The organism is Nocardia sp. NBC_00416 (assembly GCF_036032445.1).
Classification (GTDB): domain Bacteria; phylum Actinomycetota; class Actinomycetes; order Mycobacteriales; family Mycobacteriaceae; genus Nocardia.
On record NZ_CP107932.1, the window covers coordinates 2,525,767 to 2,547,499 of the forward strand.

The 21,733-nt window shown below is 67.1% G+C and carries 21 protein-coding genes; 17 read left to right on the forward strand and 4 right to left on the reverse strand.

The annotated features are described in order from the left end of the window. The first annotated feature begins 120 nt into the window (after positions 1-120). From OG804_RS10355 to OG804_RS10385, 7 genes are read left to right on the forward strand one after another with little or no spacing between them, the layout of a single operon-like run. Positions 121-1,701, forward strand: coding sequence for an ABC transporter substrate-binding protein (locus OG804_RS10355; protein ID WP_328396321.1), 1,581 nt, complete (start codon positions 121-123; stop codon positions 1,699-1,701). Then, positions 1,698-2,720, forward strand: coding sequence for an ABC transporter permease (locus tag OG804_RS10360; protein WP_328396323.1), 1,023 nt, complete (start codon positions 1,698-1,700; stop codon positions 2,718-2,720). The genes OG804_RS10355 and OG804_RS10360 overlap by 4 nt, the downstream gene beginning before the upstream one ends. Continuing rightward, entirely contained in the window at positions 2,717-3,556 is an 840-nt protein-coding gene (locus tag OG804_RS10365) for an ABC transporter permease (RefSeq protein WP_328396325.1), read from the forward strand. The genes OG804_RS10360 and OG804_RS10365 overlap by 4 nt, the downstream gene beginning before the upstream one ends. Before the next feature lie 8 nt (positions 3,557-3,564). Then, positions 3,565-4,548, forward strand: a complete 984-nt coding sequence (locus tag OG804_RS10370; protein ID WP_328396327.1) for an ABC transporter ATP-binding protein — start codon at positions 3,565-3,567, stop codon at positions 4,546-4,548. After that, positions 4,545-5,495 carry an ABC transporter ATP-binding protein gene (locus OG804_RS10375; protein ID WP_328396328.1) on the forward strand — a complete coding sequence of 317 codons (951 nt, stop codon included), beginning with the start codon at positions 4,545-4,547 and terminating at the stop codon, positions 5,493-5,495. The genes OG804_RS10370 and OG804_RS10375 overlap by 4 nt, the downstream gene beginning before the upstream one ends. Then, on the forward strand, positions 5,492-6,886 hold the full coding sequence (locus tag OG804_RS10380; RefSeq protein WP_328396329.1) for an MmgE/PrpD family protein: 1,395 nt from the start codon (positions 5,492-5,494) through the stop codon (positions 6,884-6,886). The genes OG804_RS10375 and OG804_RS10380 overlap by 4 nt, the downstream gene beginning before the upstream one ends. Beyond that, complete coding sequence (locus tag OG804_RS10385; protein ID WP_328396330.1) at positions 6,883-8,010, forward strand: CapA family protein; 1,128 nt, start codon at positions 6,883-6,885, stop codon at positions 8,008-8,010. Before OG804_RS10380 ends, OG804_RS10385 begins: the two co-directional genes overlap by 4 nt. 132 nt (positions 8,011-8,142) lie before the next feature. Here OG804_RS10385 and OG804_RS10390 read toward each other — a convergent pair whose 3' ends face one another. Next, positions 8,143-8,487: a DUF1801 domain-containing protein gene (locus OG804_RS10390; RefSeq protein ID WP_328396332.1), complete on the reverse strand. Its 345-nt coding sequence runs from the start codon at positions 8,485-8,487 to the stop codon at positions 8,143-8,145. A gap of 288 nt (positions 8,488-8,775) precedes the next feature. Between OG804_RS10390 and OG804_RS10395 the strand changes: the two genes are divergently transcribed. The 4 genes from OG804_RS10395 (at position 8,776) to OG804_RS10410 (ending at position 12,130) form a co-directional block, all read left to right on the forward strand. Beyond that, positions 8,776-8,961: a hypothetical protein gene (locus tag OG804_RS10395; protein WP_328396334.1), complete on the forward strand. Its 186-nt coding sequence runs from the start codon at positions 8,776-8,778 to the stop codon at positions 8,959-8,961. Between the two features lie 95 nt (positions 8,962-9,056). After that, complete coding sequence (locus OG804_RS10400; protein WP_328396336.1) at positions 9,057-10,550, forward strand: PucR family transcriptional regulator; 1,494 nt, start codon at positions 9,057-9,059, stop codon at positions 10,548-10,550. 69 nt (positions 10,551-10,619) lie between these two features. Beyond that, a complete protein-coding gene (locus OG804_RS10405; protein ID WP_328396338.1) occupies positions 10,620-10,820 on the forward strand; it encodes a hypothetical protein in 201 nt (66 codons plus the stop codon). Beyond that, a complete protein-coding gene (locus tag OG804_RS10410; protein ID WP_328396340.1) occupies positions 10,817-12,130 on the forward strand; it encodes a PucR family transcriptional regulator in 1,314 nt (437 codons plus the stop codon). The genes OG804_RS10405 and OG804_RS10410 overlap by 4 nt, the downstream gene beginning before the upstream one ends. A gap of 198 nt (positions 12,131-12,328) precedes the next feature. Here OG804_RS10410 and OG804_RS10415 read toward each other — a convergent pair whose 3' ends face one another. The 3 genes from OG804_RS10415 to OG804_RS10425 are packed head-to-tail and all read right to left on the reverse strand — an operon-like array spanning position 12,329 to position 14,761. After that, positions 12,329-13,279, reverse strand: coding sequence for a patatin-like phospholipase family protein (locus OG804_RS10415; protein WP_328396342.1), 951 nt, complete (start codon positions 13,277-13,279; stop codon positions 12,329-12,331). A gap of 23 nt (positions 13,280-13,302) precedes the next feature. Beyond that, positions 13,303-14,610, reverse strand: coding sequence for a fatty acid desaturase family protein (locus tag OG804_RS10420; RefSeq protein ID WP_328396344.1), 1,308 nt, complete (start codon positions 14,608-14,610; stop codon positions 13,303-13,305). A gap of 10 nt (positions 14,611-14,620) precedes the next feature. Beyond that, on the reverse strand, positions 14,621-14,761 hold the full coding sequence (locus tag OG804_RS10425) for a hypothetical protein (RefSeq protein WP_328396346.1): 141 nt from the start codon (positions 14,759-14,761) through the stop codon (positions 14,621-14,623). Between the two features lie 751 nt (positions 14,762-15,512). Here OG804_RS10425 and OG804_RS10430 point away from each other — a divergent pair. Genes OG804_RS10430 through OG804_RS10455 form a run of 6 tightly spaced genes read left to right on the forward strand, consistent with a single transcriptional unit; the run spans position 15,513 to position 21,724 of the window. Next, positions 15,513-16,613 carry a radical SAM protein gene (locus OG804_RS10430; protein WP_328396348.1) on the forward strand — a complete coding sequence of 367 codons (1,101 nt, stop codon included), beginning with the start codon at positions 15,513-15,515 and terminating at the stop codon, positions 16,611-16,613. 4 nt (positions 16,614-16,617) lie between these two features. Beyond that, positions 16,618-17,856 carry an ATP-grasp domain-containing protein gene (locus OG804_RS10435; RefSeq protein WP_328396350.1) on the forward strand — a complete coding sequence of 413 codons (1,239 nt, stop codon included), beginning with the start codon at positions 16,618-16,620 and terminating at the stop codon, positions 17,854-17,856. After that, positions 17,844-19,136, forward strand: coding sequence for an ATP-grasp domain-containing protein (locus tag OG804_RS10440; RefSeq protein WP_328396352.1), 1,293 nt, complete (start codon positions 17,844-17,846; stop codon positions 19,134-19,136). Before OG804_RS10435 ends, OG804_RS10440 begins: the two co-directional genes overlap by 13 nt. Before the next feature lie 6 nt (positions 19,137-19,142). Next, positions 19,143-19,931, forward strand: a complete 789-nt coding sequence (locus tag OG804_RS10445; protein WP_328396354.1) for an SDR family oxidoreductase — start codon at positions 19,143-19,145, stop codon at positions 19,929-19,931. After that, positions 19,918-20,496, forward strand: a complete 579-nt coding sequence (locus OG804_RS10450) for a histidine phosphatase family protein (RefSeq protein WP_328396356.1) — start codon at positions 19,918-19,920, stop codon at positions 20,494-20,496. The genes OG804_RS10445 and OG804_RS10450 overlap by 14 nt, the downstream gene beginning before the upstream one ends. A 13-nt stretch (positions 20,497-20,509) precedes the next feature. After that, positions 20,510-21,724 carry an MFS transporter gene (locus OG804_RS10455; protein WP_328396358.1) on the forward strand — a complete coding sequence of 405 codons (1,215 nt, stop codon included), beginning with the start codon at positions 20,510-20,512 and terminating at the stop codon, positions 21,722-21,724. The last annotated feature ends 9 nt before the right edge of the window (positions 21,725-21,733 follow it).

The following is a 21,733-nucleotide window of genomic DNA, read 5'->3' on the forward strand; positions in this document are numbered from 1 at the left end:
ATTGGATACAGATTAATTGACGCCCGTACATCTTTGTGTAATAGTCGGCGAGCGGCCGCACTGTTGTCTACGCCACAGTTCGCCGCAATCGAGATCCACATCACAGGTCAGGAGCGGCGTTTGTCGTCGACCATTCGAAAGATGCTGGTCGCCGCCTTGGCGGTCGTCATTACCGGAGGGGTGGTCAGCTGCGCCTCCAGCGCCGCGGTCCACCCGGCACCACCGCGGGAGGGCCCACCCGAGCACGGCGGTGAGACAACCATCGTGCTGGGAGTCGAAGCCGTCCGAGGTCTGGACCCGGCGCAACTGTTCAACCTCACCCCGTCCGGGGACGCGAACCGCATGGCCGCGATCTTCGGCCAATTGCTGTCGACCAGTGCCGCCAGCGGTGAGGTTTCACCCGGCCTGGCGGAATCCATGTCGACCGCCGACCAGGGATCGACATGGACGTTGACCCTGCGCCCGGATCTGCGCTTCTCCGACGGCACAGCCCTGGACGCCGATGCCGTCGTCTACAACTACCGGCGCATCCTCGCCCCGGGGACCAGATCACCGTTGGCGAAACTGCTCGACGGCATCGACTTCCGGAAGGTCGATTCGCGCAAGGTGGTGTTCAGCCTCGCCCGACCGAACAACAGCTTCGACCGCGTCCTGGCCACCAATCTGGCCTACCTCGGCTCCCCCGCCGCGATCGAATCGGACCCGAAAGGATTCGCGAACAGGCCGGTCGGCGCCGGTCCGTTCGTGCTGGACGAATGGGTCCGTGACGACCATATGACGCTCACCCGGAATACGGCCTACTACGACCCGGACCGGCCCTACCTGGACCGCGTCACATTTCTGGTGGTCGCCGACCCGATTCAGCGGGTGAACCTGGTGGCGAGCGGACAGGCCCAGGCCGCCGTACCCGGTTCCGATCTCAGCTACCGCCGCCGGGCCGCGCAGAGCCGGCTCTCGGTCACCGAGGCGCCCGCCGGCGGCGGCCCCATGTTCGTGTTCAATACGCGGCAGGGCCCGTTCGCCGACCTGCGCGCCCGGCGCGCCGTCGCCGCCGCACTGGACCTCGGCGATCTCGCCGCCGTGATCGATCCGGGCTCGGCCGCGCCGACAGGCCTCTTCGGAGCCCGTTCACCGTTCAACACCCGAGGCGATACCGCGCTGGTGGCTCACGACAAAACCCTCGCACAAGCGCTGTTCGACGAATTGGCGAGCGAGGGAAAACCGCTCTCGTTCACAATCACCACCGCGCAGAGTGGACTGTTCCGGCGCACAGCCGAATACCTGCAGAGCAGGCTGGGCACCTTTCGAAACGTCACAGTACGTATCGACATAGTCGACAACACGACGATGGACCAGCGGGTATTCCGGAACCGCGACTACGACCTGACGGCGCAGATCGTGCCCGTCGCCGATCCGGACCCGAACCTCTACAACCTGCTGTACACCAACGGCCAGACCAACTACTCCGGTATCAGCGATCCCGCACTCGACACCGCGCTCGACACCGCCCGCTCGACCACCGATCAACAGGCGCGGACCGCTGCCTACCGAACAGTGGAAGACATCGTCCGCGCCCAACTGCCGGTACTCCCCTTCCGCGAACAGGCCGCCTATACCGTGCACCGGCCCGACCTGATCGGGCTCGAACTCAGCGGAGACGGCACGCTCCTCTACGACAGGATCGGGAACGCCTCGTCATGACACCACTGATCACCGAGCCGGCGAAAAGTCCGGACACCGTGAATTCCGCACTACGGCCGCGCCCCGGACGAATACGATTCGCCGGCCCCCTCGGGCGCCTCGCACATTTCGGCGCCGTACTGCTTCTGGTCACCTTCGGCGCGACCCTGCTGACCAGCCTGCTCCCGGGGTCGCCGGCCGCGGCGATCCTCGGCCCGACCGCCACCGCCGCGGATATCGCTGCGCTCGAGGCCGAAAACGGCTGGGATCAACCTCTTCCGGTTCGCTATCTCCGCTGGCTGCTCCATGCCGTGCAGGGCGATTTCGGCAACTCGACTCAATCGGGCGAACCGGTGCTGAGCGAAATCCTCGCGCGCGTTCCGGTCACGCTGGAACTGACCGTGCTGGCGCTGGCGATAGCACTGCTCATCGCGGTTCCCGCCGCGATCTACTCGGCGTCCAAGGAAGGCGCGGTGGTGGACCGCACGAGCAGCGGTATCGCGTCGATCCTCATGTCGATACCAGTTTTCGTCGCCGGAGTGTTGTCGATCTACCTGCTCGCCGTCGTCACCGGTTGGTTTCCGATCGCCGGATGGTCGCCGATTTCCAAGGGGCTGGGCACAAACGTGATGTTCGCGTTCCTCCCCGCCCTCGCCCTGGCGCTGGGCGAAGCGCCGGCCTTCTTCCGACTGCTCCGGGCCGATGTGATCGCCACGCTGAACGAGGATTTCGTGACCACAGCCACCGCGCGGGGCCTCCCACGCTGGTACATACTCACCCGGCACGTCATCCGGCCCTCGTCGTTCTCCTTGTTGACAGTCGCCGCCGTGACATTCGGGCGGCTGCTGGCCGGTTCGGTCGTCGTGGAGAGCCTGTTCGCCCTACCCGGCTTGGGCAGCCTGGTGCTGCAAGCTATTCCAGCTCGCGATGTCACCCTCGTTCAAGGCGTCGTCGTCTTCATCGCGGTCGTCTACATCGTGATCAATATGGCCGTCGACGGCCTCTATGCGGTCCTGGATCCGAGAGTGAGGACCCGATGAAGGTGATGAACGCCGCCGCGAGGCCCGTATCGAAGCGGTCTCTGTCCGTGTATCCGGCGCTGGTATGGCTTTCCGTCCTGATATTCGGCGCGGTATTCGTTTCCCTGCTACCGCTACCCGATCCGACCGCGCCAGTCGGCCCGCCCAGCCTGCCGCCTTTCGGACCGGACGGCCCGCTACTCGGCACCGATTCCGTGGGGCGCTCGGTCGCCGCCCGATTGGTGCACGGCGCGCAGATCTCCCTGCTGGTCAGCGTCGGCGCGACCGCTATCGCGTGCGTCGTCGGGACCGCCCTCGGGCTGTGGGCGGCGTACCGGCGCGGGCGCGTCGAGCGGGGCATAGCGCTGCTCACCGACACGCTCATGGCGTTTCCTCCGCTCTTGGTCCTGCTCGCGCTCGCCGTCGTAGTCACCCCGGGGATCGCCACGCTCGTCACCGCGCTGGGCATTCTGTTCGTTCCACCGTTTCTGCGGATCGCCAAAGCGGCCGCCCTGGCCGAGATGGGCAAGGAATACATCCTCGCCGCGCGGATTCTCGGCGCGACTCACTTCCGGGTCATGACCCGGGACCTGCTGCCGAACTGCCTGCCCGCACTCGCCTCCTATGCGGTGGTGGTCATGGCGAACATGATCGTCATCGAGGGATCGCTGAGTTTCCTCGGTGTCGGGATTCCGCCGCCCGCCCCGAGTTGGGGCTCGATGATCGCCGCGGGCAAGGACAACCTCACCGAAACTCCGTTCCTCATCGCGCTGCCCTGTCTCGCGATCTTCGCCACCGTTTACTCGCTGAACAGCCTCGGCGACCGAGTCCGCACACGCCTCACGGCGGGAAGGTGAACGCACCGATGACTCCGACCCTGCAAGTGGACGGGCTGTCCTGCACGATTCCGTCGGCTCGTGGCGAGTTGCGCACAGTACGCGATGTCTCGCTCGTCCTGGAACCCGGCCAGATCCTGGGCCTCGTCGGTGAATCCGGCTGCGGTAAATCCACCTTCGCCAAGGCGATCTCGGGCTCGCTGCCGCGCGAAGTGCACTGCGAGGGCCGGATACGGTTCCGCGGAACAGACCTGGACTCGCTGACCCCGCGCCGACGACGACAACTGCGCGGCAGACACATCGGAGTGGTGTTCCAGGATCCGATGATGGCACTCAATCCCGTGGTGCCGATCGGCCGGCAGATCGTCGAAGTGATCCGTCACCACCTGCCGTTGAGCCGCAACGCCGCCACCGAGCGCGCGATCGAGCTACTGACGCAGGTCGGCGTCGCGGACGCGCGAACCCGGCTGAAGCTCTATCCGCATCAGTTCTCCGGCGGTCTCCGCCAGCGCATCACCATCGCCGCGGCCCTGGCCTGCGACCCCGAACTCCTCATCGCCGACGAGGCGACCACCGCACTCGATGTCACGGTGCAGCGACAGATCCTCGAACTGCTCACCGAACTGGTGCGCGCCCGCGGGATGGCGATGATCCTGGTGAGCCACGATCTCGGTGTGGTCGCCCGGCATACCCACGACACCGCCGTCATGTATGCCGGTGAGATCATCGAGCAGGCACCGACCACGCAATTGTTCGCCCGGCCCCGGCACCGGTACACCGAGGCACTGCTGGAGAGCATTCCGCGGGTCGACCGTGGTTCGACCGGACGATTGCACGTGATCGAGGGGGCCCCGCCCGACCCGGCCCGGCTCCCACCCGGTTGCGCGTTCGCCCCCCGCTGCCCGGCCGCCCGCCCCGATTGCGGGCAGGCCGTTCCACCGATGGCACACCCGATCACCAGACGCCATCGATGCGTTCATCCCGCATCCGCTGCCGCGAAGGAATCGCGATGACACTGCTCGAGGTCCGCAATCTCGTCAAGAACCACAACGTCAAGGGGCGCGTGCTCCAGGCGGTCTCCGATGTCAGCCTGTCGATCGATCCCGGAGAGACACTGGCCTTGGTCGGTGAATCCGGATGCGGAAAGTCCACCGTCGGACGCTCGATACTGCAATTGCCCGGACCGGACTCGGGCAGCGTACTGTTCGGCGGGACCGACCTCGCGCAGCTCGGCGAACGTGAGATGCGCCGCTACCGACCGAAATTACAGATGGTCCTGCAGGATCCGAAAGCGGCCCTCAATCCGCGCCGGCGCGTGCGCGATCTGGTCGCGGAAGGGCTGCTCATCGCGGGCCGGAAAGGGGATCTGGACACCCGGATCGACGCGGCGCTCACGGCGGTCGGACTCGACCCGGTGCAGGTGAGCGACCGTCGGCCGTACCAGTTCTCGGGCGGCCAGTGTCAGCGCATCGCCATCGCCCGCGCCATCGCACTCGAGCCGGAGCTCATCGTCTGTGACGAACCCGTCGCATCGCTGGATGTCTCGATGCAAGCGCAGGTCGTCAATCTTCTCGACGACCTCAGATCCCGGCGCGCACTCGCGTTGCTGTTCATCTCGCACGACCTTTCCGTGGTTCGCGCGATCAGCGATCGAGTAGCGGTCATGTACCTGGGACGCATTGTGGAGTGCGGCCCGGTAGCCGAGGTCTACAGTCGGCCCGCGCATCCGTACACCAGGGCGCTACTCGATTCGAGTCCGGTGCCCGATCCCGAGGCCCCACCGCCTGGTCCTGCTCTGGCGGGAGAAGTACCCTCACCGCTGGACCCGCCCAGTGGTTGCCGATTCCGTACCAGATGTCCTATGGCCGAGGACATCTGCGCGCGCGAGGTGCCGCAGCTCAGGTCGGTTGATCGGGAACACACGGCAGCGTGCCATTTCGCGCCGCAGGTCGCCGCATGAGTGAAGTCACCCGTGATCTGGCGAGTTTCGCCGTGCGCTCGACCGCGGCCGACATACCGGCCGCGGTCTCCCAGCGCGTGCACGCCCACACGCTCGACACCATCGGCGCAGTCGTAGTAGGCGCGGGCCAACCGTGGACCGACGCGGTCCGGTCCTATGCGGTAGCGGAATCTGCGCCGGGTGCGAGCAGCGCGGTCGGGGTACGGACGGGCCTGCGACCCGAGTTCGCCGCGTCGATCAACGCCACCGCGGCACACGGGTTCGAGATCGACGACTACGCGATACCCGCGCTGTCCCATCCCGGCTGCGTGGTGGTTCCCACCGCGCTCGCCGTCGCCGAGGAGGTCGGTGCCTCCAACCGTGAGTTCCGCACGGCGGTCGCGATCGGGTACGAAATAGTGCTGCGCCTCGCCGCAGTCACCACGCCGTCGCTGACCAGCGCGCGCAGTTTTCACGTCACCGGTGTGCTCGGTGTCGTCGGCGCGGCGGCCGTGGCCGGTCGCCTGCGCGGACTCGACCCCGATCGAATGGCGCATGCCCTCGGCATCGCCGCCTCGTCCGCGGGCGGCACCGCTGAATTCACGCGCAGCGGCAGTGACATCAAACGCGTTCATGCCGGCATGGCCGCGGCAGGCGGAATCCGGGCCGCCGGACTCGCCGCGCACGGGTGCACGGCGCCGGCCCGGTCGATCGAAGGCGAACGCGGATATCTGCGGGCCTTCTCCGTCGACGCGGACCCGGCGCGAGTCAGCGCCGGAATCGGGCAGATCTGGCACACGGATCAACTCGCCGTCAAAGCCTATTGTGTATGCGGCGGGCTGCAGGCGCCGCTGGCGGGCATCGCCCAGATCCTCGAGTCCGGTGCCCCGATCGAGGATATCGACCGCATCCACATCGGTCTCGACCGAGCGACACTCGCGCACGTCGGATCGATCGGCCCGCGACCGGACACCCTGACCTCCGCGCAGTTGAGCGTGCATCACGCCGTGGCCACCATGATCGTGATGGGTGGTAACGATCCACACGATTACGCAGAGCTGTCCGGTTCACCGCGACGCCGGCACCAGGTCTCGGCACTCGCCGAACGGGTCAGCGTGTACGCCGACGAAGTGGCCGAACGCAACTTCCCGGACCGCCTGCTCGCACAGGTACGCGTGGATTTCGTCGCCGCACCGAGCACATCGGTCACGGTGGCGGCGCCGGGAACCCCCGCCGCCGCCATGTCGGTCGCCCAGATCGCCGCGAAATTCCACCGGTTGACCTCACCGATTCTCGGCGGCGAAGCCGGCGCCGACCTGCTCGACGCGATCGATCGAACGGCCGGCGACGAGGCAACGGTGACCCTCGGCGCCGCGCTACGACATATTCAGAAGGAGGCGACGCACAGATGACCGGAATCGAATTCATCGCGGTCGGCGACGTCGGGGCCGAACGCGACCATCCCGCCGAACTGTTCGAATCGGTTCATCCGGTGCTCCGGGCAGCCGATATCGCTTTCTGCCAATTGGAGATCGCGCTGACCGACCGGGGCACCCGGGTGCCACACGTACGCCATACCGCGCGCAGCAGCCCCGCGACGGCGGAGGTGCTGCGCGACGCCGGTTTCGGTGTGGTGTCCTGGGCGAGCAACCACTGCATGGACTGGGGGCCCGACGGTTTCTACGACACCATCGACGCACTGGAGGCGAGCGGCGCCACGGTCGTCGGGGTCGGTCCCGACCTGGCGAGCGCCCGGCGCGTGCGAACGGTCGAGGTCGACGGAGTCCGCACGGCATTCCTCGCGTACTGCAGCATTCTCCCCGAGGGCTACTGGGCGACCGACCGCCGGCCCGGCTGTGCGCCGCTGCGCGCCCACACCGTCTACGAGCAGATCGAACGTGACCAGCCGGGCACCGGATGCACCATCCACACGTTTCCGTTCCCCGAAGATCTCGAGCAGATGAGTGCCGATATCGCCGCGGCGCGGGCGGACGCGGACGCCGTCGTCGTATCGATGCACTGGGGCCTGCACTTCGTTCCCGCGACACTCGCCCGATACCAGCGCACCGCCGCCCACCACGCGATAGACGCCGGTGCGGACCTGATCCTCGGCCATCACGCCCACATTCTCAAACCCATCGAGATCTACCGGGGCAAAGCCATTTTCTATAGCATCGGCAACTTCGCCATGGATCTGCCCATGACCGAAGAGCACGCGACACGACCGAGCTTCCTCGAGCTCAAAGCGCTGCATCCGGGGTGGGAGGTCGATCTCGACAGTACGTACAACTTTCCGTTCGACTCGCGCAAAACCGTCGCCGTGACAGCACGGATCTCCGAGAAGGGGGTCCTCCGATGCGGATTCAGGCCCGCCTACATCGGCACGAACTCGGTTCCGGAATTCCTCGAACCCGAGGACCCCCGATTCGGTGAAGTCATCGGATACCTCGCCGAGATCTGCGAATCCCAGGGCATCGGGTTCGACTATTCGATCCAGGGCAACGAGGTCGTGCTGGTGGAAATCCAACAGGGGTAGAGCTGCTCTCTGATTCCCCGCCTGCCCCTGGCAGTATCGGACACGAAGTCGCGGGTGCGCCTGTGAACCGCTGCTAGAACACACCGGCGGTAGTGGCCCGCGGACGGGGACGGCGCACTACGCGGGGTCCGCTCAGAGGCCGCTGCTCGCCTTCGCCAGGACCTCGGCGAGCAGGTTGTAATCGACATCTTGCCCCTCCACGATATCGGCGGTCTTCCGCTCGCCGTTGCCCATGGACCTGAGCACTCCCTTGACCGCCTCGACCTCGGAGGCATTGAACACCATGAACGACACTTTGCTCTTCGCCACGTTGATCACCGCGGCGTGCCGACCGTTCTTCGAGAAGTGCGGCTTGCCGTACTGGATCTGCTCGTCGATCGTCGGGATCGTGTCGTGGATCATGCCGCGCAACTGCCGACACACCTCGATCTGCCACGGCAGCGCCTTATCGATGTACGAGGTGACGTCGTCGTTCATGGTGTCCTCCGCAGAATTGTGATCGTGATGGTCGTTGCCGCACGGACGGCCGTCGATGGTCGTTCACCGGCAGGGCGCCCGTTCTCCTCGGCCTGCCCGGCACGAGTATTCAACGCACACGGCCTCCAGCGCGTCGAATTCGCCGAAGAGGCAATGCAGCAGGGCGCGCAGCGATCGACAGGCCCGCTGAACGCCCACCCCCACGCCCCTGGATCCACTACTCGCGTGGTGGACGACCACTCATCCAGCGGGTGAGAACACCCGGGTCGGGCCCTTACACTCGCAGCCATGAATAGCTGGGCACTGCCCCGAACCCGCCGCCGAGCAGGCCGGATCGCGGGATCCGCCCCTGCCCGCACCTCTTCCGGCGGTCATCGAAGCATCCGCGTGATTGCCGCGTTCGTGGTCGGCAGCGGTGTCGAACTGCCCGCGAACCGCACCCCGCGGGTCGAACAGGAAGAACATCACGGATGACGTCTTCACACATGCCGGCGGCACCGCGCCGACCGGATCGAACGCCGGGCACGACCGATCGCGACGTCGTGGCCGTCATAGCGAAGATCGCGCGCTTGCTGAAATCTCGCGAAGACGAGATCAGCTCGGGTATGAGCGCGCTGATGGCGCGTGACATCGACCATCTCGACGACGATCCGCGGCTGCTGGACATGCTCGAGGCCAGTGTGGCCGGCAACGTGGCCACGGTGATCGACGTCTTGATCAACGATATTCCGATCGAACGCCTCGAACCCGACCCGGCCGCCGTCGAATACGCCCTCCGGCTGGCCCAGCGCGAGGTTCCCGTGAACTCTCTGGTCCGGGCCTACCACATGGGACAGCAGGAGATGCTCCGCATCTGCTACGGCGAACTCGACCGCGGCGAGCTGCCCGCGCCCCTGGCCCTGGCGGTCGTCGAACGGCTGACCGAGATCATTTACGGTTATATCGACTGGATCACGGGGTACGTCTTCGACGCCTACGAAGCCGAGCGCACACGGTGGGTGGACACGCGCGGCAGTGTGCGGTCCTCCACTGTGCACTCCGTGCTCTCCGCCGACAATCCCGACATCTCCGCTTTCGAACACGAGACGGGGTACCCGCTGGGCCGGGAGCATCTGGCGCTCATCCTGTGGCGGGAGGGACCCGAACAGGCGAGCGCATTGGACCTGCTGGAAACCCGGGTACGCGCTATCGGCCCGTTGCTGCACACCGACGGCCCGGCGATCGTGACAGCCATCGACCGCCGGACAGTGTGGGCGTGGCTGCCGTTCGGCCGACGGCCGACAGCCGACGTCACCGAAATTCGTTCGACGTGCGATCTCTCCGAGGGGGTTCGGCTGGCCGTCGGATTGCCGGGCCACGGTCCGGCCGGGTTCCGGCGCTCGCATCTACAGGCCCGGGCCGCCTATTTCGTCGCGACCGTACCCGGAGCACCGGACCTGTCTTCCGCGGTCGGCTTCGCCGACCCCGGGGTGGGCGTGATCTCCCTGCTCGCGACCGACCTGGACGCCACTCGATCATGGGTACAGGAGGTCCTCGGCGATCTCGCCGAGGACACCGCACAGGCGGCGACGTTGCGCCATACGCTGAGCACCTACTACGCCACCGGCGATAACCATGTGCAAACCGCCCAGACGCTCACGCTGCATCGCAATACGGTCAAGTACCGCATCGCCAAGGCCGTCGAGGTGACCCGCACCAGCGGTCCCGCACGACAGAATCGACGTGGCACTGGCGTTGCAGGCGTGCCGCCTCCTCGGCGCCAGTGTCCTGCGCCGAGCCACGGATACCTCCCCGCGGCCTCGGTGACGATGCGGATCTGCCGAACCGGTGTACGGCCGGTCCGGGCCCGCACCGCACTACCGACCGGGTCGAGTTTCGCGTTCCCGGTCGGCCCTGGCTCCCCGCCGGGGCAGCTCGGCACGGTCCAGCCAGGAGTAGACCGCGGCGTATTCGCCACAACGCCACACCCCGATTTGTGCAATCTGCACCACGCCCTCGTCCGATTGTGGCCCTTCGACCCATTCCCAGGCCTCGAATCGGTGGTTAGCCTCGGTTTACGCTGACTACGCGAGCGATAAGGGTCGCTGTCCCTCGGTGCGGTGGCTGTCCCGGATTCGGAAAAATTGGTAAAGGTGCAGGTCGAAAAACAGATCTTCGCGGCGGGTGCGCTCTCGGCGCCGGACCTGCCGCGGCTCGGTCCGCGGCGGATGAACGGGCAGCCCTGGACCGAGGTCCCGGCCCGGCGGGCGCCGGCGGGGTGGAAGACCGCCTTCCGGGTTCGTCGGTCCGCGGCCGAGTCGTTCTCCCTTACTGTGAAAGGCCCGGCGCGATGACCCTCTCCGCACTGCCACCACAGCGAGGGCCCGAACCGCCGCCGGAGCCGACACCGACGCGGGCTTCCGCGCTGGTCATGGAGATCGGGGCGGGGTTACGCGCGCGGGAGTCGGAGATCGCCGAAGTGATGACCCGGCGGATCACCAACGAGATCGATTACACCCGCGACGATCCGCCACTGGCGGACCTGCGGGCCGCCAGTATCCACGCCAATGTGGCGACCATGATCGAGTTATTGGCCAGCGATATCCCGGTCGATCACCTGCAACCCCCGACTGCGTCGGTCGAATACGCGCGGCGGATGGCACAGCGGGAGATACCGTCCAACTTCTTGGTGCGCGCCTATCACATGGGCCAGAACGTCATGATGCGAATCTGCCATGACGAGGTGGGGCGACGGGGTCTGCCGACACCACTGGGACTGGCCGTGCTCACACGGCTCACCGAACTCGTCTACGCGTATACCGACTGGATCACCGTGTACGTCTTCGAAACCTACGAGACCGAACGTATGCGGCGAACGAACGCCCGCGGCAATGTGCACTCTTCCACGGTGCATTCCCTGCTGTCCGCGACGGCCCCGGATCCGGCCGTATTCGAGTCCGAGACCGGCTACCGGCTCGACCAGACTCATCTGGCGGTGATCCTGTGGTACACGGGCAACGACGAGGCCGGCGCACTGTCCCTACTGGATTCCGGGACACGGACACTGGCACACGTATTACGCGCCGACGGCGCGCCGCTGGTGACCGCCATCGACCGGCGCACGCTATGGGTATGGATCCCGTTCGGCCGACAGCCGGCTGTCGAGGCCACCGAACTGGGATCGGTGACCGGCCTGCCGGAAGGGGTGCGGCTGGCCATCGGACTGCCGAGCCCGGGACTCGACGGATTCCGCCGCTCCCAGCAGCAGGCCGCGGCCGCCTACTTCGTAGCCACGATCCCGGGGACACCGTCGGCTCCCGTCACGATCGGGTTCGGCGATCCCGGCGTGGCGGTGGTATCGCTGTTGGCCAAAAACCTGGACTCGACCCGCGAATGGGTGCGCGAGGTGCTCGGCGGACTCGCCGACGACACCGATCAGGCGGCGACATTACGAGATACGCTGAGCACCTTCTACGAGAGCGGTGAAAGCCATCTGCACACCGCGCAGCAGATGATCCTGCACCGCAACACTGTCAAATACCGCATCACCAAAGCCGTCGAAGCCACCCGCGGCGGCGCGACCGGGCACGAGAAGCTGGATATCGCGCTGGCCTTGCGTATCTGCCGCTTTCTCGGGAGGAATGTGCTCCGGCCACCGTCCTGAGCGGGGGTCCGGGTCCGCCAGGGCAGGAGGCGGTGCGACTCGAAGGAGGACCGGCCGCCGCCCCAGGTGGCAGTGACATCGTCGCGCCGCCCCCGGAACCGCCGGGGCGCTCACCGGTGACCGCGGCCGAGCGAGACGATCGCGCGCGGCTCTCGGTGGCACATCCGTCACGCCCGCTGCAGCCGGATTCGAACGGGCTCAGCCGGCCGCGACGCTGTCCTCCGGCAATCCGAGAACATCCGGACCGACGATATCGAGCAGTTGCTCGGTGGTGCGGGAAAGGATCCAGGTCGCGGCGACGTCGCAACCGGTATCGAACAGTTCTTCGGCCGATCGCACCGGGGCCTTGAGCGCGGCGCCGTAGGGCTGGTGGGCGAAAATGGTCGACTCGCGCAGCGCCATGTCGTGAAACGGTCGCGGGCGATGGGGAATCACCGGCAACGAGGGATGCAGGAGAGGGAAGAGCAGTCCGCCGCGGCTGTCGTACGGCTGCGGTCCGTAGAGGTCCAGAACCAACGCGGGATGCGGCGCGAAAATGTCGAGGGGCACCCGGTATTGGCAGCCACCGTCGAAGACGTCCTCCAGTCCCGGCGCCGCCGGCAGCGCCCCCGGAATACGGGTGGCCGCTATGAGCGCATCCACGACCGGCAGATCTGACAGCCCCAGCTTCGGCAGGTCACGGGGCAGCAGCAGTGTGCCGTGCTTCGCCGAATAGACGGGTATCAACAGTGACGACGCCACTCGGTGCGGTGGCTGCCCGGACGAACTCGGGTCCAGGACGAAATCGGCGAACGTGCGGTCACCGACGATGGCGTGGGCGAGCTCGCGAATCCGGGCCCGCGGGTATAACGCACGTCGGGTCACCAGCGCACGCATACTCCTCTCGCCCATCACATTTCGCTCGGGATGAGCGAGCGCGAGCCGGCGCACCTCGTCGCGAGTCATCCCCATCGCTATCGTCGCGGCCGCGATGGCGCCACCGCTGACCCCCACCACGACGGGCTGGAACGCGGGGGCGGGTGGTCGGCCGATCTGGTCGCGGCGGGCGGCGAGAGCATCCATCGCACCGGTGGCCATCCCCACCATCACGGTGAGGCTCCGGCCGGCCACGCCGGCGAGAATCCGGACCACGGGCCGTTCCTCTGTCACTGACTGTCCTTCCACTCTGTCGATCAGCGCTCACCGGCAACCGGCGTGGACCCACGCCGCGGGAACAGCCGGTCCCACAGGCGATCCGCCGGCCGCCTCGATGCGTCGGCCGCGGCCAACGCGGTGCGGAGCCCACGCCGTGCGCCGGTGATCGGATCGGCCGACTGCCATATGGACCGGCCGTTCGAGGCCCGGGAGATCCCGAGAAACTTCCGTTCGGATCTGGTTTCGGCGGCGTCGTCGGAGGTGCGGCGCAGAAACCGATCGGGCAGCGCGAGTGTGCAGACGGTGCGGTGAGTCAGCCAGAACTGGTCGAGCAGCGAAGCGGTCGTGTACGGCAAGTCGTACTTGTCGCACAACGCGCGAACACACACCGCGATCTCGGGGTAGCGGTTGCTGGGCAGATCCGGAAACAGGTGATGCTCGATCTGGTAGCAGAGATGGCCGCTCATGAACGCCAGCACCGGGCCGGCGTCGAAGTTCGCGGTTCCCAGCAGCTGCCGCAGATACCACTCACCACGAGTCTCCTTCGCCAACTGTCCGGTGGTGAATTTCTCGGCGCCGTCGGGGAAATGTCCACACATGATCACCGTGTAGGACCACAGGTTGCGCAGCAGCAATGCTGCCGCACCGGCCGCGAGCGTGTACTTGAACCCCCGCCCGCTCAGCGCGGGGAACAGCAGGAAGTCCTTCCCGGCCTGGCGGGCGATCTTGTGCGCGAGCTCGCGGTTCGGCTTCGACAGCAGTCTGCTGCGCGGCACACCGGTCTGGCGGCGCTCGACTGCCCAGTCGTGGACTGCTATGGCCCATTCGAACAGGGCCGCGATGGCCAGACTCGATACGGGTTGGAACAGGTGGATCGGACGCCACGGCTCGTCGCGGGTCATCCGCAGTACCGCGAATCCGAGGTCGTCGTCCAGGCCCAGCACATTGGTGTAGGTGTGGTGGACATAGTTGTGTGAACGCTTCCAGTGGGCGGTCGGGCCGCTGAAATCCCACTCCCAGCCGCTGGAATGAATTTCGGGATCATTCATCCAATCCCATTGACCGTGACTGATGTTGTGGCCGAGCTCCATCATCTCGATGATCTTCGCGGCCGCCAAGGCCCCGGTTCCGGCAAGTCGCGGCACCCGGGATCGCCCGGCGCACAGCAACAAGCGCGCGGTCGCCTCGAGGCCGCGATGGAGCCTGATGACGCGGCGAATATAGTCGGCGTCCCGCTGGCCGAGCGATTGCTCGATATCACTGCGGATCTGGTCGAGCTCACGCCCGAACGACTCGACATCTGCCTCGGAGAGATGGGCGAACGCCTTGATGTCCGTGATGGCCATAGAAAACCTTTCACATCCAGTCGCTGTCGCCGCCGACGACCCCGCGGTCGCCGAATTCCGGGATACCGGAGGTCACCGCACCGACGGCCGGATACGGCACGCCAGCGGACGGATGGAAATGCGCAGCCCATTGCGGCGGGGTTCTCGTCATCGAGTACTGCTTTTCCGCGGAGCCCCGGGGAGATTCGGTGGATCGGACCGTTGGAAGTTCACCCGCGGTGAAGCAAGCACTGCTCTCCTCTTGATGACACAGAACGACAAAGAGTTCGGGGAAGTGATTCGATCAGGAGAACGGACCGAGTCGGGTGCCGAGACGGAAATACGCCGATCTCGCCGGCCGCGGCCACGACATTGTCGCAACGGTCCGGACTGGATCACTTCGATCAACTCTGGTGGACAATGTAGCCCGCGGATTCCGCGTGGGAAACGGCCCCTGCGTCCATAATTTCGGCGGCTCGTTGTGAGAAGTGCACAGTGGCCGGAGATTCGAGGTTCCGCGACTCAGTGGTGATATGCGTCGCGCACGGGGAAGCAAGCGGGAACCGTTCGGGGTGTGCATAATTCACAACCCCGATCCGGAAGTATGGTCTCGCGGCCTATTTCCACCAGTGGGCCGCGCTCGTAGCATCAGGCTCCAGAGCTGCGTTTCGGTGACGCCGAATCAGATCACCCTCCGCAGAATATTCGATATTCCGCAGCGGGCTCGCGAGGAGAACATCTGTGTTTCAGAATCCCGCCGGACCAACCCCGGCGAAGCCGCGCCGGGACCTTCTTCTACGGGATGCCCGCGCGATGCCGCTGGATTATTCCCATCAATGGGAGAGGACGGAGCGGACCGATCTGTAGCCTTGCTCGACAACGTTGCGAAAGCTGAAATCTATTCCGGGAGAAGGTCTTTCAGCATGCCAGACGATTCGAGCGCACAAATGGACAGGTACCGCAAATTCCGAGTCGAGAACTTCCCGCAGACCGGTTTGGCAGAGTACATCCCCACCGACGGCGTCGAAGTCAAGTTTCTCGACGGATGCAATCGGTCCTGCATCTTCTGCGTCAACGAGGACTACATCGGAAAGCGGCTCAATCCGTTGGATACCGGCCGCTTCGCGCAGTCGTTGTTCGATTGGATCGATTCACCTACTGAACCGGAGAAGCCCGAAGCGGTCTACGGAACCGGCGGCGAACCGCTCATGGCACTCGATCTGGTCGAGGACGTGTTCCGACCACTGGGCGAGCGGGGGGTCACCACCAGGCTGGTGACCAACGGCACGCTACTGAACGCGAAGCGGATCGCCCGGCTGGTGGATATGAAACTCGCCGGGGTGAAAGTCACTTACAACACTGCCGACGCGACGCGACTGGCGGCGCTGATGAAGGGCTCGAAATCGGACGACGCGGAGCTGATCCTGCGGAATATCCGGCTGGCGAAGGAAGCGGGCCTGTGGGTCTTCATCCGAATCGGACTGGGAAAGCACAACTTCGATGAGGCGCCGAAGATCTACCGCATCATGCGCGAAATCGGCGTCGACGTCGTACAGATCAAGCCGTGGATTCCGTCCGGGCTGGCGGCGGCCAATCAGACCGAGCTGAGCCTGAGCCCGGCACCGCTGTTCGACCGCTTCACCGGAATCATGGAGGAGCTGTACGAGGAGATCCAGGAGCCCGGCGGACCCGAGGTGACCGTCTCCTGTTATCCGCCCGCGCGGAATCTGGGATTCACCGTCAAGGACTGCGCCAACGTCGCGAAGATCTACTGCGAGCCCTGCGGTCACGCACTGGTGTGCAACTTCTCGGATGAATACCTGGGCAGCTGGTTCCCCGAGGACGGCGGCCTGCTCGCCTGCGTCGCACGCCGTCGGGAGCTCTACCCGCAGATCATGGACGAGCACGGCGTCGCGTCGTGCCCGGCGCGACTGAACTGGTCGTCGCCGACCGGTGTCGTGAATCCCGCGCCCGACTGGAAGCCGGCGAACTTGTTGCCGCTCGATGTCGTCGGCACCGATTAAGACGGTGCCGGAGAAGATCCTGCTGCTCTCACGTAAGCCGCTCGCCGAGCGCCCGCTGCACGAGTGGCTCGAGGAGGTCGTAGCCGATACGGTTCTGGTCACTGTGCCCGCGGCGGTGGCGCAGGTCCGGGCGGACGTGCGGGCCCGGTTCCTCGACTGCCGGACGGTGTCGAATTACCAGTCGTGGTCCACCGAATGGACAGCCGAGTGCGCCGCGCGCGAACATCGAGTCGGTCTCGTCGCCAGTTCGAGCGAGGACGATGTGCTCCGCTGCGCCCGGCTGCGCGACAGGCTAGGTGTGCCCGGCCAATCGCTCGGGTCCGCACGCGCCTATCGCGACAAGCTGATCATGAAGTCCGCGGCGAAAGCCGCCGGGCTCGGCGTGCCCCGGTTACGGGCGGTCGACCGGCCCACCGATCTGGTCGAGCTGATCCAGGAGGTCGGCCTGCCGGTAGTCGTCAAGCCGCGACGCGGTTCCGCCTCCATCGGGGTGCGCATCCTGCGCAGCGGCCCGGATGTCACAGCCTTCTTGGCGTCGGGAGAACTGCCGGCCGCGCCACAGCGTGCGGGCCGGTGGATCGCCGAGGAGTACATCGATGCTCCGTTCTTTCACGTGGACGGACTGATCGTCGACGGGAAGATCGCACACTGCTGGCCGAGCCGGTACAACAGCGGAAATGCGGAGGCGGCCCTGGCGGAATCCGAGCTGTCCAGCGTGTTGCTCTCGCCCGAGGACCCGCGGACGGCGCTGCTGCAACGCTTCGCCGCCGACGTCCACCGCGCCTTGCCCGCACCGCCGTTCCCGACGAGCTTTCACCTGGAGGCGTGGATACCCGAGGGCGGGCGACCCGTGCTGTGCGAAGTCGCCACACGGACCGGCGGCGCCCTCGTCGCCAGCACCTATCAGGACGCTTTCGGTGTGCATCTGTCCCGCGAGAACCTGCGTGGGCAATGCGGACTCGACCCGGCGCTGGTGCAGCAACCCGCCGCGCCCCGCCGCGCCGGCGGCTGGATAGTCTTCCCGCCCGGCCGGGGCCGATTCCATCCGCCTTCGAGTACGTGTCCGATCGAGGGAGCGCGGATCGAATTACACATGGCCCCGGGTACTCTCGCGCGCGGACCCGAGTACGCCGCGCACTCGGCGGCAGCCGTCTCGGTCCATGCCGACACAGCCGAGCAGGTGCGGGACCGGATCGCCGAGACCACCCGATGGTGGGCCGAGGAGTGCCGATGGTCGAGTTGACGCCCGCCCTCCCGCGACAGAGCGGGCGGCGGGTGGCCGTGCTCTCGAAGAAACCACTGGCCACCTACCGATACGACCGTTGGCTATCGCATGCGGACGCAGAGGTGGTGCTCTTCGCTGAGGACACCCCCGCCGCTCGCGCGTTTGTAAAGAGCGCACAGCACAGCTACCCGACCGTGCCCCGGCTCTTCGCGGAGTGGAAACGCAACCGCGCCGTCGACGAGGCATTGTGCGCAGAGCACGACAGGCGGCCCTTCGATCGGATCGTCGCGCTGAGCGAGTGTGATGTGGTCCGGGCCGCCGAGTTGCGCGCGCACCTGGGCGTTCCCGGTCAGAGCCTGGAGTCGGCCACGGCGTTCCGGGACAAGTCCGTCATGAAATCGCTGGCACGCCGGGCAGGACTGCGCGTTCCGGACCACCGGCCGGTCGAGTCGGTTTCCGACCTGATGGACTTCGCCGACAGCCATCCCGGCGGCGTGGTGGTCAAACCGGTGGACGGATCGGGAGCGGTGGATATCACCGTGCTGCACAGCCGGTCCGAGATCGAAACCTGGATGCACACCCGGGCGTTGACCTCTGACGACCCCACCGACTACCTCGTCGAAGAGTGGGTGGAGGCGCCGATGCTCTCGGTCGACGGGCTGATGCGGTCCGGGAAAGTCGCGGCCGTGATGGTCGGCTCCTACACCACGACCTGTCTGCGTTCCTTGGTGGACCTGGAACCGCACGGCATCCTGCTGCTCGACCCCGACGACCCGCGGGTCGCGGCGGCGCGCGCATATCTCACCCGGCTGTTGCGCGCGCTGCCTGCCGCCGCGGAGACGATGAGCTTCCACTGCGAACTCTTCGATCACCCCCGATACGGCCCGATGCTCTGCGAAATCGCCTGCCGCACCGGCGGTGGCAATGTGAACTCGATGGCCCGGGCATCCCTCGGCATCGACCTGGAGCAGGCTTCCTGTCTCGGCCAGGCGGGTTGCGCCGTGCCGGTGGCGCGCGCGCTGCCGGATCCCCGCCGCCGCTACGGCGACCTGGTGCTCCCCCGGTCTCCCCGGCAGCTCCCCGACGGACTGGAATGCGATCTCCCCGGGGTCGTGCGCTTCACGGCACGCCACGACGACCGGGCACTCGATCGGCCGCAGCGGGCCGCGAAAGTGTCAGACTATGTGGCCGACGCACTGCTCACGGCGGACGACCATGCCGGGGTGCGCCGCGTCTACGACTCCGTCATCGCGTGGCTGGACGAGCACCTGCCGCCCAATTCCGGAAAGGGATCCTGACGCACAGTGGACCTTCGCCTGGCCGGACGGGCCTACTTCGTAACAGGCGGCAGCCGCGGTATCGGGCGGGCGATCGTCCAGCTGCTGCTCGGCGAGGGCGCCCGGGTCGCCACGTGTGCCAGGGACGCCGCCGGGCTCCGTGAGATGAGCGCCGCACTGCCACCGGAGCACCGGAGTCGGCTGCAGACGCAGACCGTCGACGTACTGGATACGGCGGCGCTGGGCCGGGCCGTCGACCTGACCGCCGAGGGGTTCGGGCGGCTCGACGGCGTGGTGGCCAATGCCGGCGCCGGCAGCTCGGGTGGGGTGCTCACCACCCCGGATCCGGAGTGGCAGAACCAGTTCCGGGTGAAGGTGAACTCGGTGCTGAACCTGGTCACGCCCGCAGTGCCCGCGCTGCGGCGTTCGGATGCCGGGCGGGTGGTCGTGGTCAACGGCGTCACGGCACACGCTCCCGAGGCGGATATGGCCGCCGTCAGCGCGGCGCGCGCGGCGGTGGCCAATCTGACCCGATCGCTCGCCGTCGAGCTGGCGCCGTCGGGGGTACTCGTCAATGCGATCAGTCTCGGTGCGATCGTGACCGATCGCCAGTACGCCCGCTACGAGGCCGCCGGAGCCACCGAGCCCTTTGCGGACTGGTGTGCGTCCGAGGCGAACCGCCGGGGCGTGCTCCTCGGTCGTCTCGGCGCACCGCACGAGGTGGCGCCCGTCGCGGCGCTGCTGCTGTCACCGCTCTGCTCCTATGTGACCGGGAGTTCCATCGATGTGTCGGGCGGCGCCGGTGGCCGTACCTGACTGGGAGGTCGTCCTCGCTCGGCACGGCGCCACCGAATGGTCGCACGCCGGGCGATTCTGCGGTCACCGGGACGTCCCGCTGTCGGCGGCGGGACGCACCCAGGCCGCCGAGCTCGGCCGGGCGTTGCGCTACCCGCAGCCGGAGATCATCCTCAGCAGCGACCTCCGCCGTGCCCGCCAGACCGCCGAGGCCGTCGCCGACGCCGCCGGGATCGATCCCGGGCAGGTGATCCTCAGCAGGGGTCTGCGGGAGGAGTTCCTCGGGTCATGGGAAGGCCGCACCCGGGCCGAGGTGGCCACTGCCAGCCCCGATGGCTTCGCCCGCTGGCGATCCGGCGAGATCGGCCCGTTCGACGGCCGTGAGGGACTGGTCCCGGTAGCGCAACGGGCCGTCGCCGTCCTGCGCGCGCACACCGCGAGGTCGCCCCGGTCCAGCGGGCGGTTGGTGGTGGTCACCCACGCCAACACGATCATGGCGCTCGCCGGATCGCTCGCCGGCATCCGGCACGAGCAGTGGGCGGATCTGCCCTGTCCCGCCCCGGCGCACGCCATGGTGCTCGGATGAGGCGGGCGCCGGGGTGAGTATCACGACGGACCGGCCGCAAGGCCCGGCCCGAACGCTGATGTGGGCGGTTCTGGTCACCGCCGTCGGCAACGGGCTCTACCTTGCCGGAGTCGTGCTCTTTCTGACGCGTTCGGTGGGACTCAGCGGGACCAGCGTGGGAATCGGGCTGTCCATCGCCGGCCTGCTCGGACTCGGCGCGGGCCCCGCGGTGGGACACCTAGCGGATCGCATCGGCCCACGGACGATCTACCTGGTCACACTCACCGCCGAAGCGCTGGCCACCGGCGCTCTTGTTCTGGTGCGCGATTTCGCAGTATTCGTCGTGGTGGCGACGCTGGTCGGCATTGCCGAGCAGGGAAGCAGGGCGGTACGCGGCGCGCTGATAGCTCGAGTCGGCGGCCGCGGCCGCGCGCGTCTGCGTGGCTACCTGCGATCGGTCACCAATATCGGGGTGGCGGTGGGCGCCGCCGGCGCCGGATTCGCGATCCAACACGACACGGACGCAGCCTATTCGGCGTTGATCCTCGCCGACGCCGCCAGTTTCCTGCTTGCCGCACTGGTCATCACTCGTATTCCCGCAGGGTGTCCGATGCCGAGAGCCCCTGGCGACCACGGCAGCCACCGCGGCCGATTGGATCTTCCCTATCTGGGCGTCACCGGTGTGTACGGACTACTGTCGCTGCAGTATCCGGTGCTCACGGTGGCGCTACCGCTGTGGATCGTCGCCCACACCACGGCTCCCGCCTGGCTGGTCTCACCGCTGCTGCTGACGAACACACTGCTGGTCGTCTGCCTACAGGTGCGAGCAGGCCGCCACGTCGACTCGATTGCCGATGGCGTCACGATCACCCGCCGGGCCGCCGCTCTGCTGGCAGGCGGCTGCGTGCTGTTCGGCGCGAGCGGCGCGGGGCCGACGATCGTCGCATGTCTGCTGCTGGCCGTCGCGGTGGTCGTGCACACCCTGGGCGAAATCGGTCAGGCCGCAGGCGAATTCGAGTTGAGCTTCGCACTGGCGCCTGACCACGCACAGGGCCGGTACCAGGGGATATTCGGGATGGGAACCGGTGTCTGCGTTGCGGCGGCCCCGGCGCTGCTCGGCGTGCTCTGTATCGAGTGGGGACAGCCCGGGTGGATCCTGCTCGGCGGCATCCTCCTGGCCGCCGGGCTGGCTGTCGGGCCGGCAGCGCGCCGGGCGCAGCGCACTGCCGCGCACTCGGTGAACGCCTGAGCCATCCCG

Excerpts from the sequence above, each read along its gene's own strand:
- OG804_RS10370 (WP_328396327.1), top strand. The coding sequence starts at position 3,565 with ATGACTCCGACCCTGCAAGTGGACGGGCTGTCCTGCACGATTCCGTCG.
- OG804_RS10360 (WP_328396323.1), top strand. The coding sequence starts at position 1,698 with ATGACACCACTGATCACCGAGCCGGCGAAAAGTCCGGACACCGTGAAT.
- OG804_RS10365 (WP_328396325.1), top strand. The coding sequence starts at position 2,717 with ATGAAGGTGATGAACGCCGCCGCGAGGCCCGTATCGAAGCGGTCTCTG.
- OG804_RS10375 (WP_328396328.1), top strand. The coding sequence starts at position 4,545 with ATGACACTGCTCGAGGTCCGCAATCTCGTCAAGAACCACAACGTCAAG.
- OG804_RS10410 (WP_328396340.1), top strand. The coding sequence starts at position 10,817 with ATGACCCTCTCCGCACTGCCACCACAGCGAGGGCCCGAACCGCCGCCG.
- OG804_RS10385 (WP_328396330.1), top strand. The coding sequence starts at position 6,883 with ATGACCGGAATCGAATTCATCGCGGTCGGCGACGTCGGGGCCGAACGC.
- OG804_RS10425 (WP_328396346.1), bottom strand. The coding sequence starts at position 14,761 with ATGACGAGAACCCCGCCGCAATGGGCTGCGCATTTCCATCCGTCCGCT.
- OG804_RS10430 (WP_328396348.1), top strand. The coding sequence starts at position 15,513 with ATGCCAGACGATTCGAGCGCACAAATGGACAGGTACCGCAAATTCCGA.
- OG804_RS10380 (WP_328396329.1), top strand. The coding sequence starts at position 5,492 with ATGAGTGAAGTCACCCGTGATCTGGCGAGTTTCGCCGTGCGCTCGACC.
- OG804_RS10440 (WP_328396352.1), top strand. The coding sequence starts at position 17,844 with ATGGTCGAGTTGACGCCCGCCCTCCCGCGACAGAGCGGGCGGCGGGTG.
- OG804_RS10395 (WP_328396334.1), top strand. The coding sequence starts at position 8,776 with ATGAATAGCTGGGCACTGCCCCGAACCCGCCGCCGAGCAGGCCGGATC.
- OG804_RS10390 (WP_328396332.1), bottom strand. The coding sequence starts at position 8,487 with ATGAACGACGACGTCACCTCGTACATCGATAAGGCGCTGCCGTGGCAG.
- OG804_RS10420 (WP_328396344.1), bottom strand. The coding sequence starts at position 14,610 with ATGGCCATCACGGACATCAAGGCGTTCGCCCATCTCTCCGAGGCAGAT.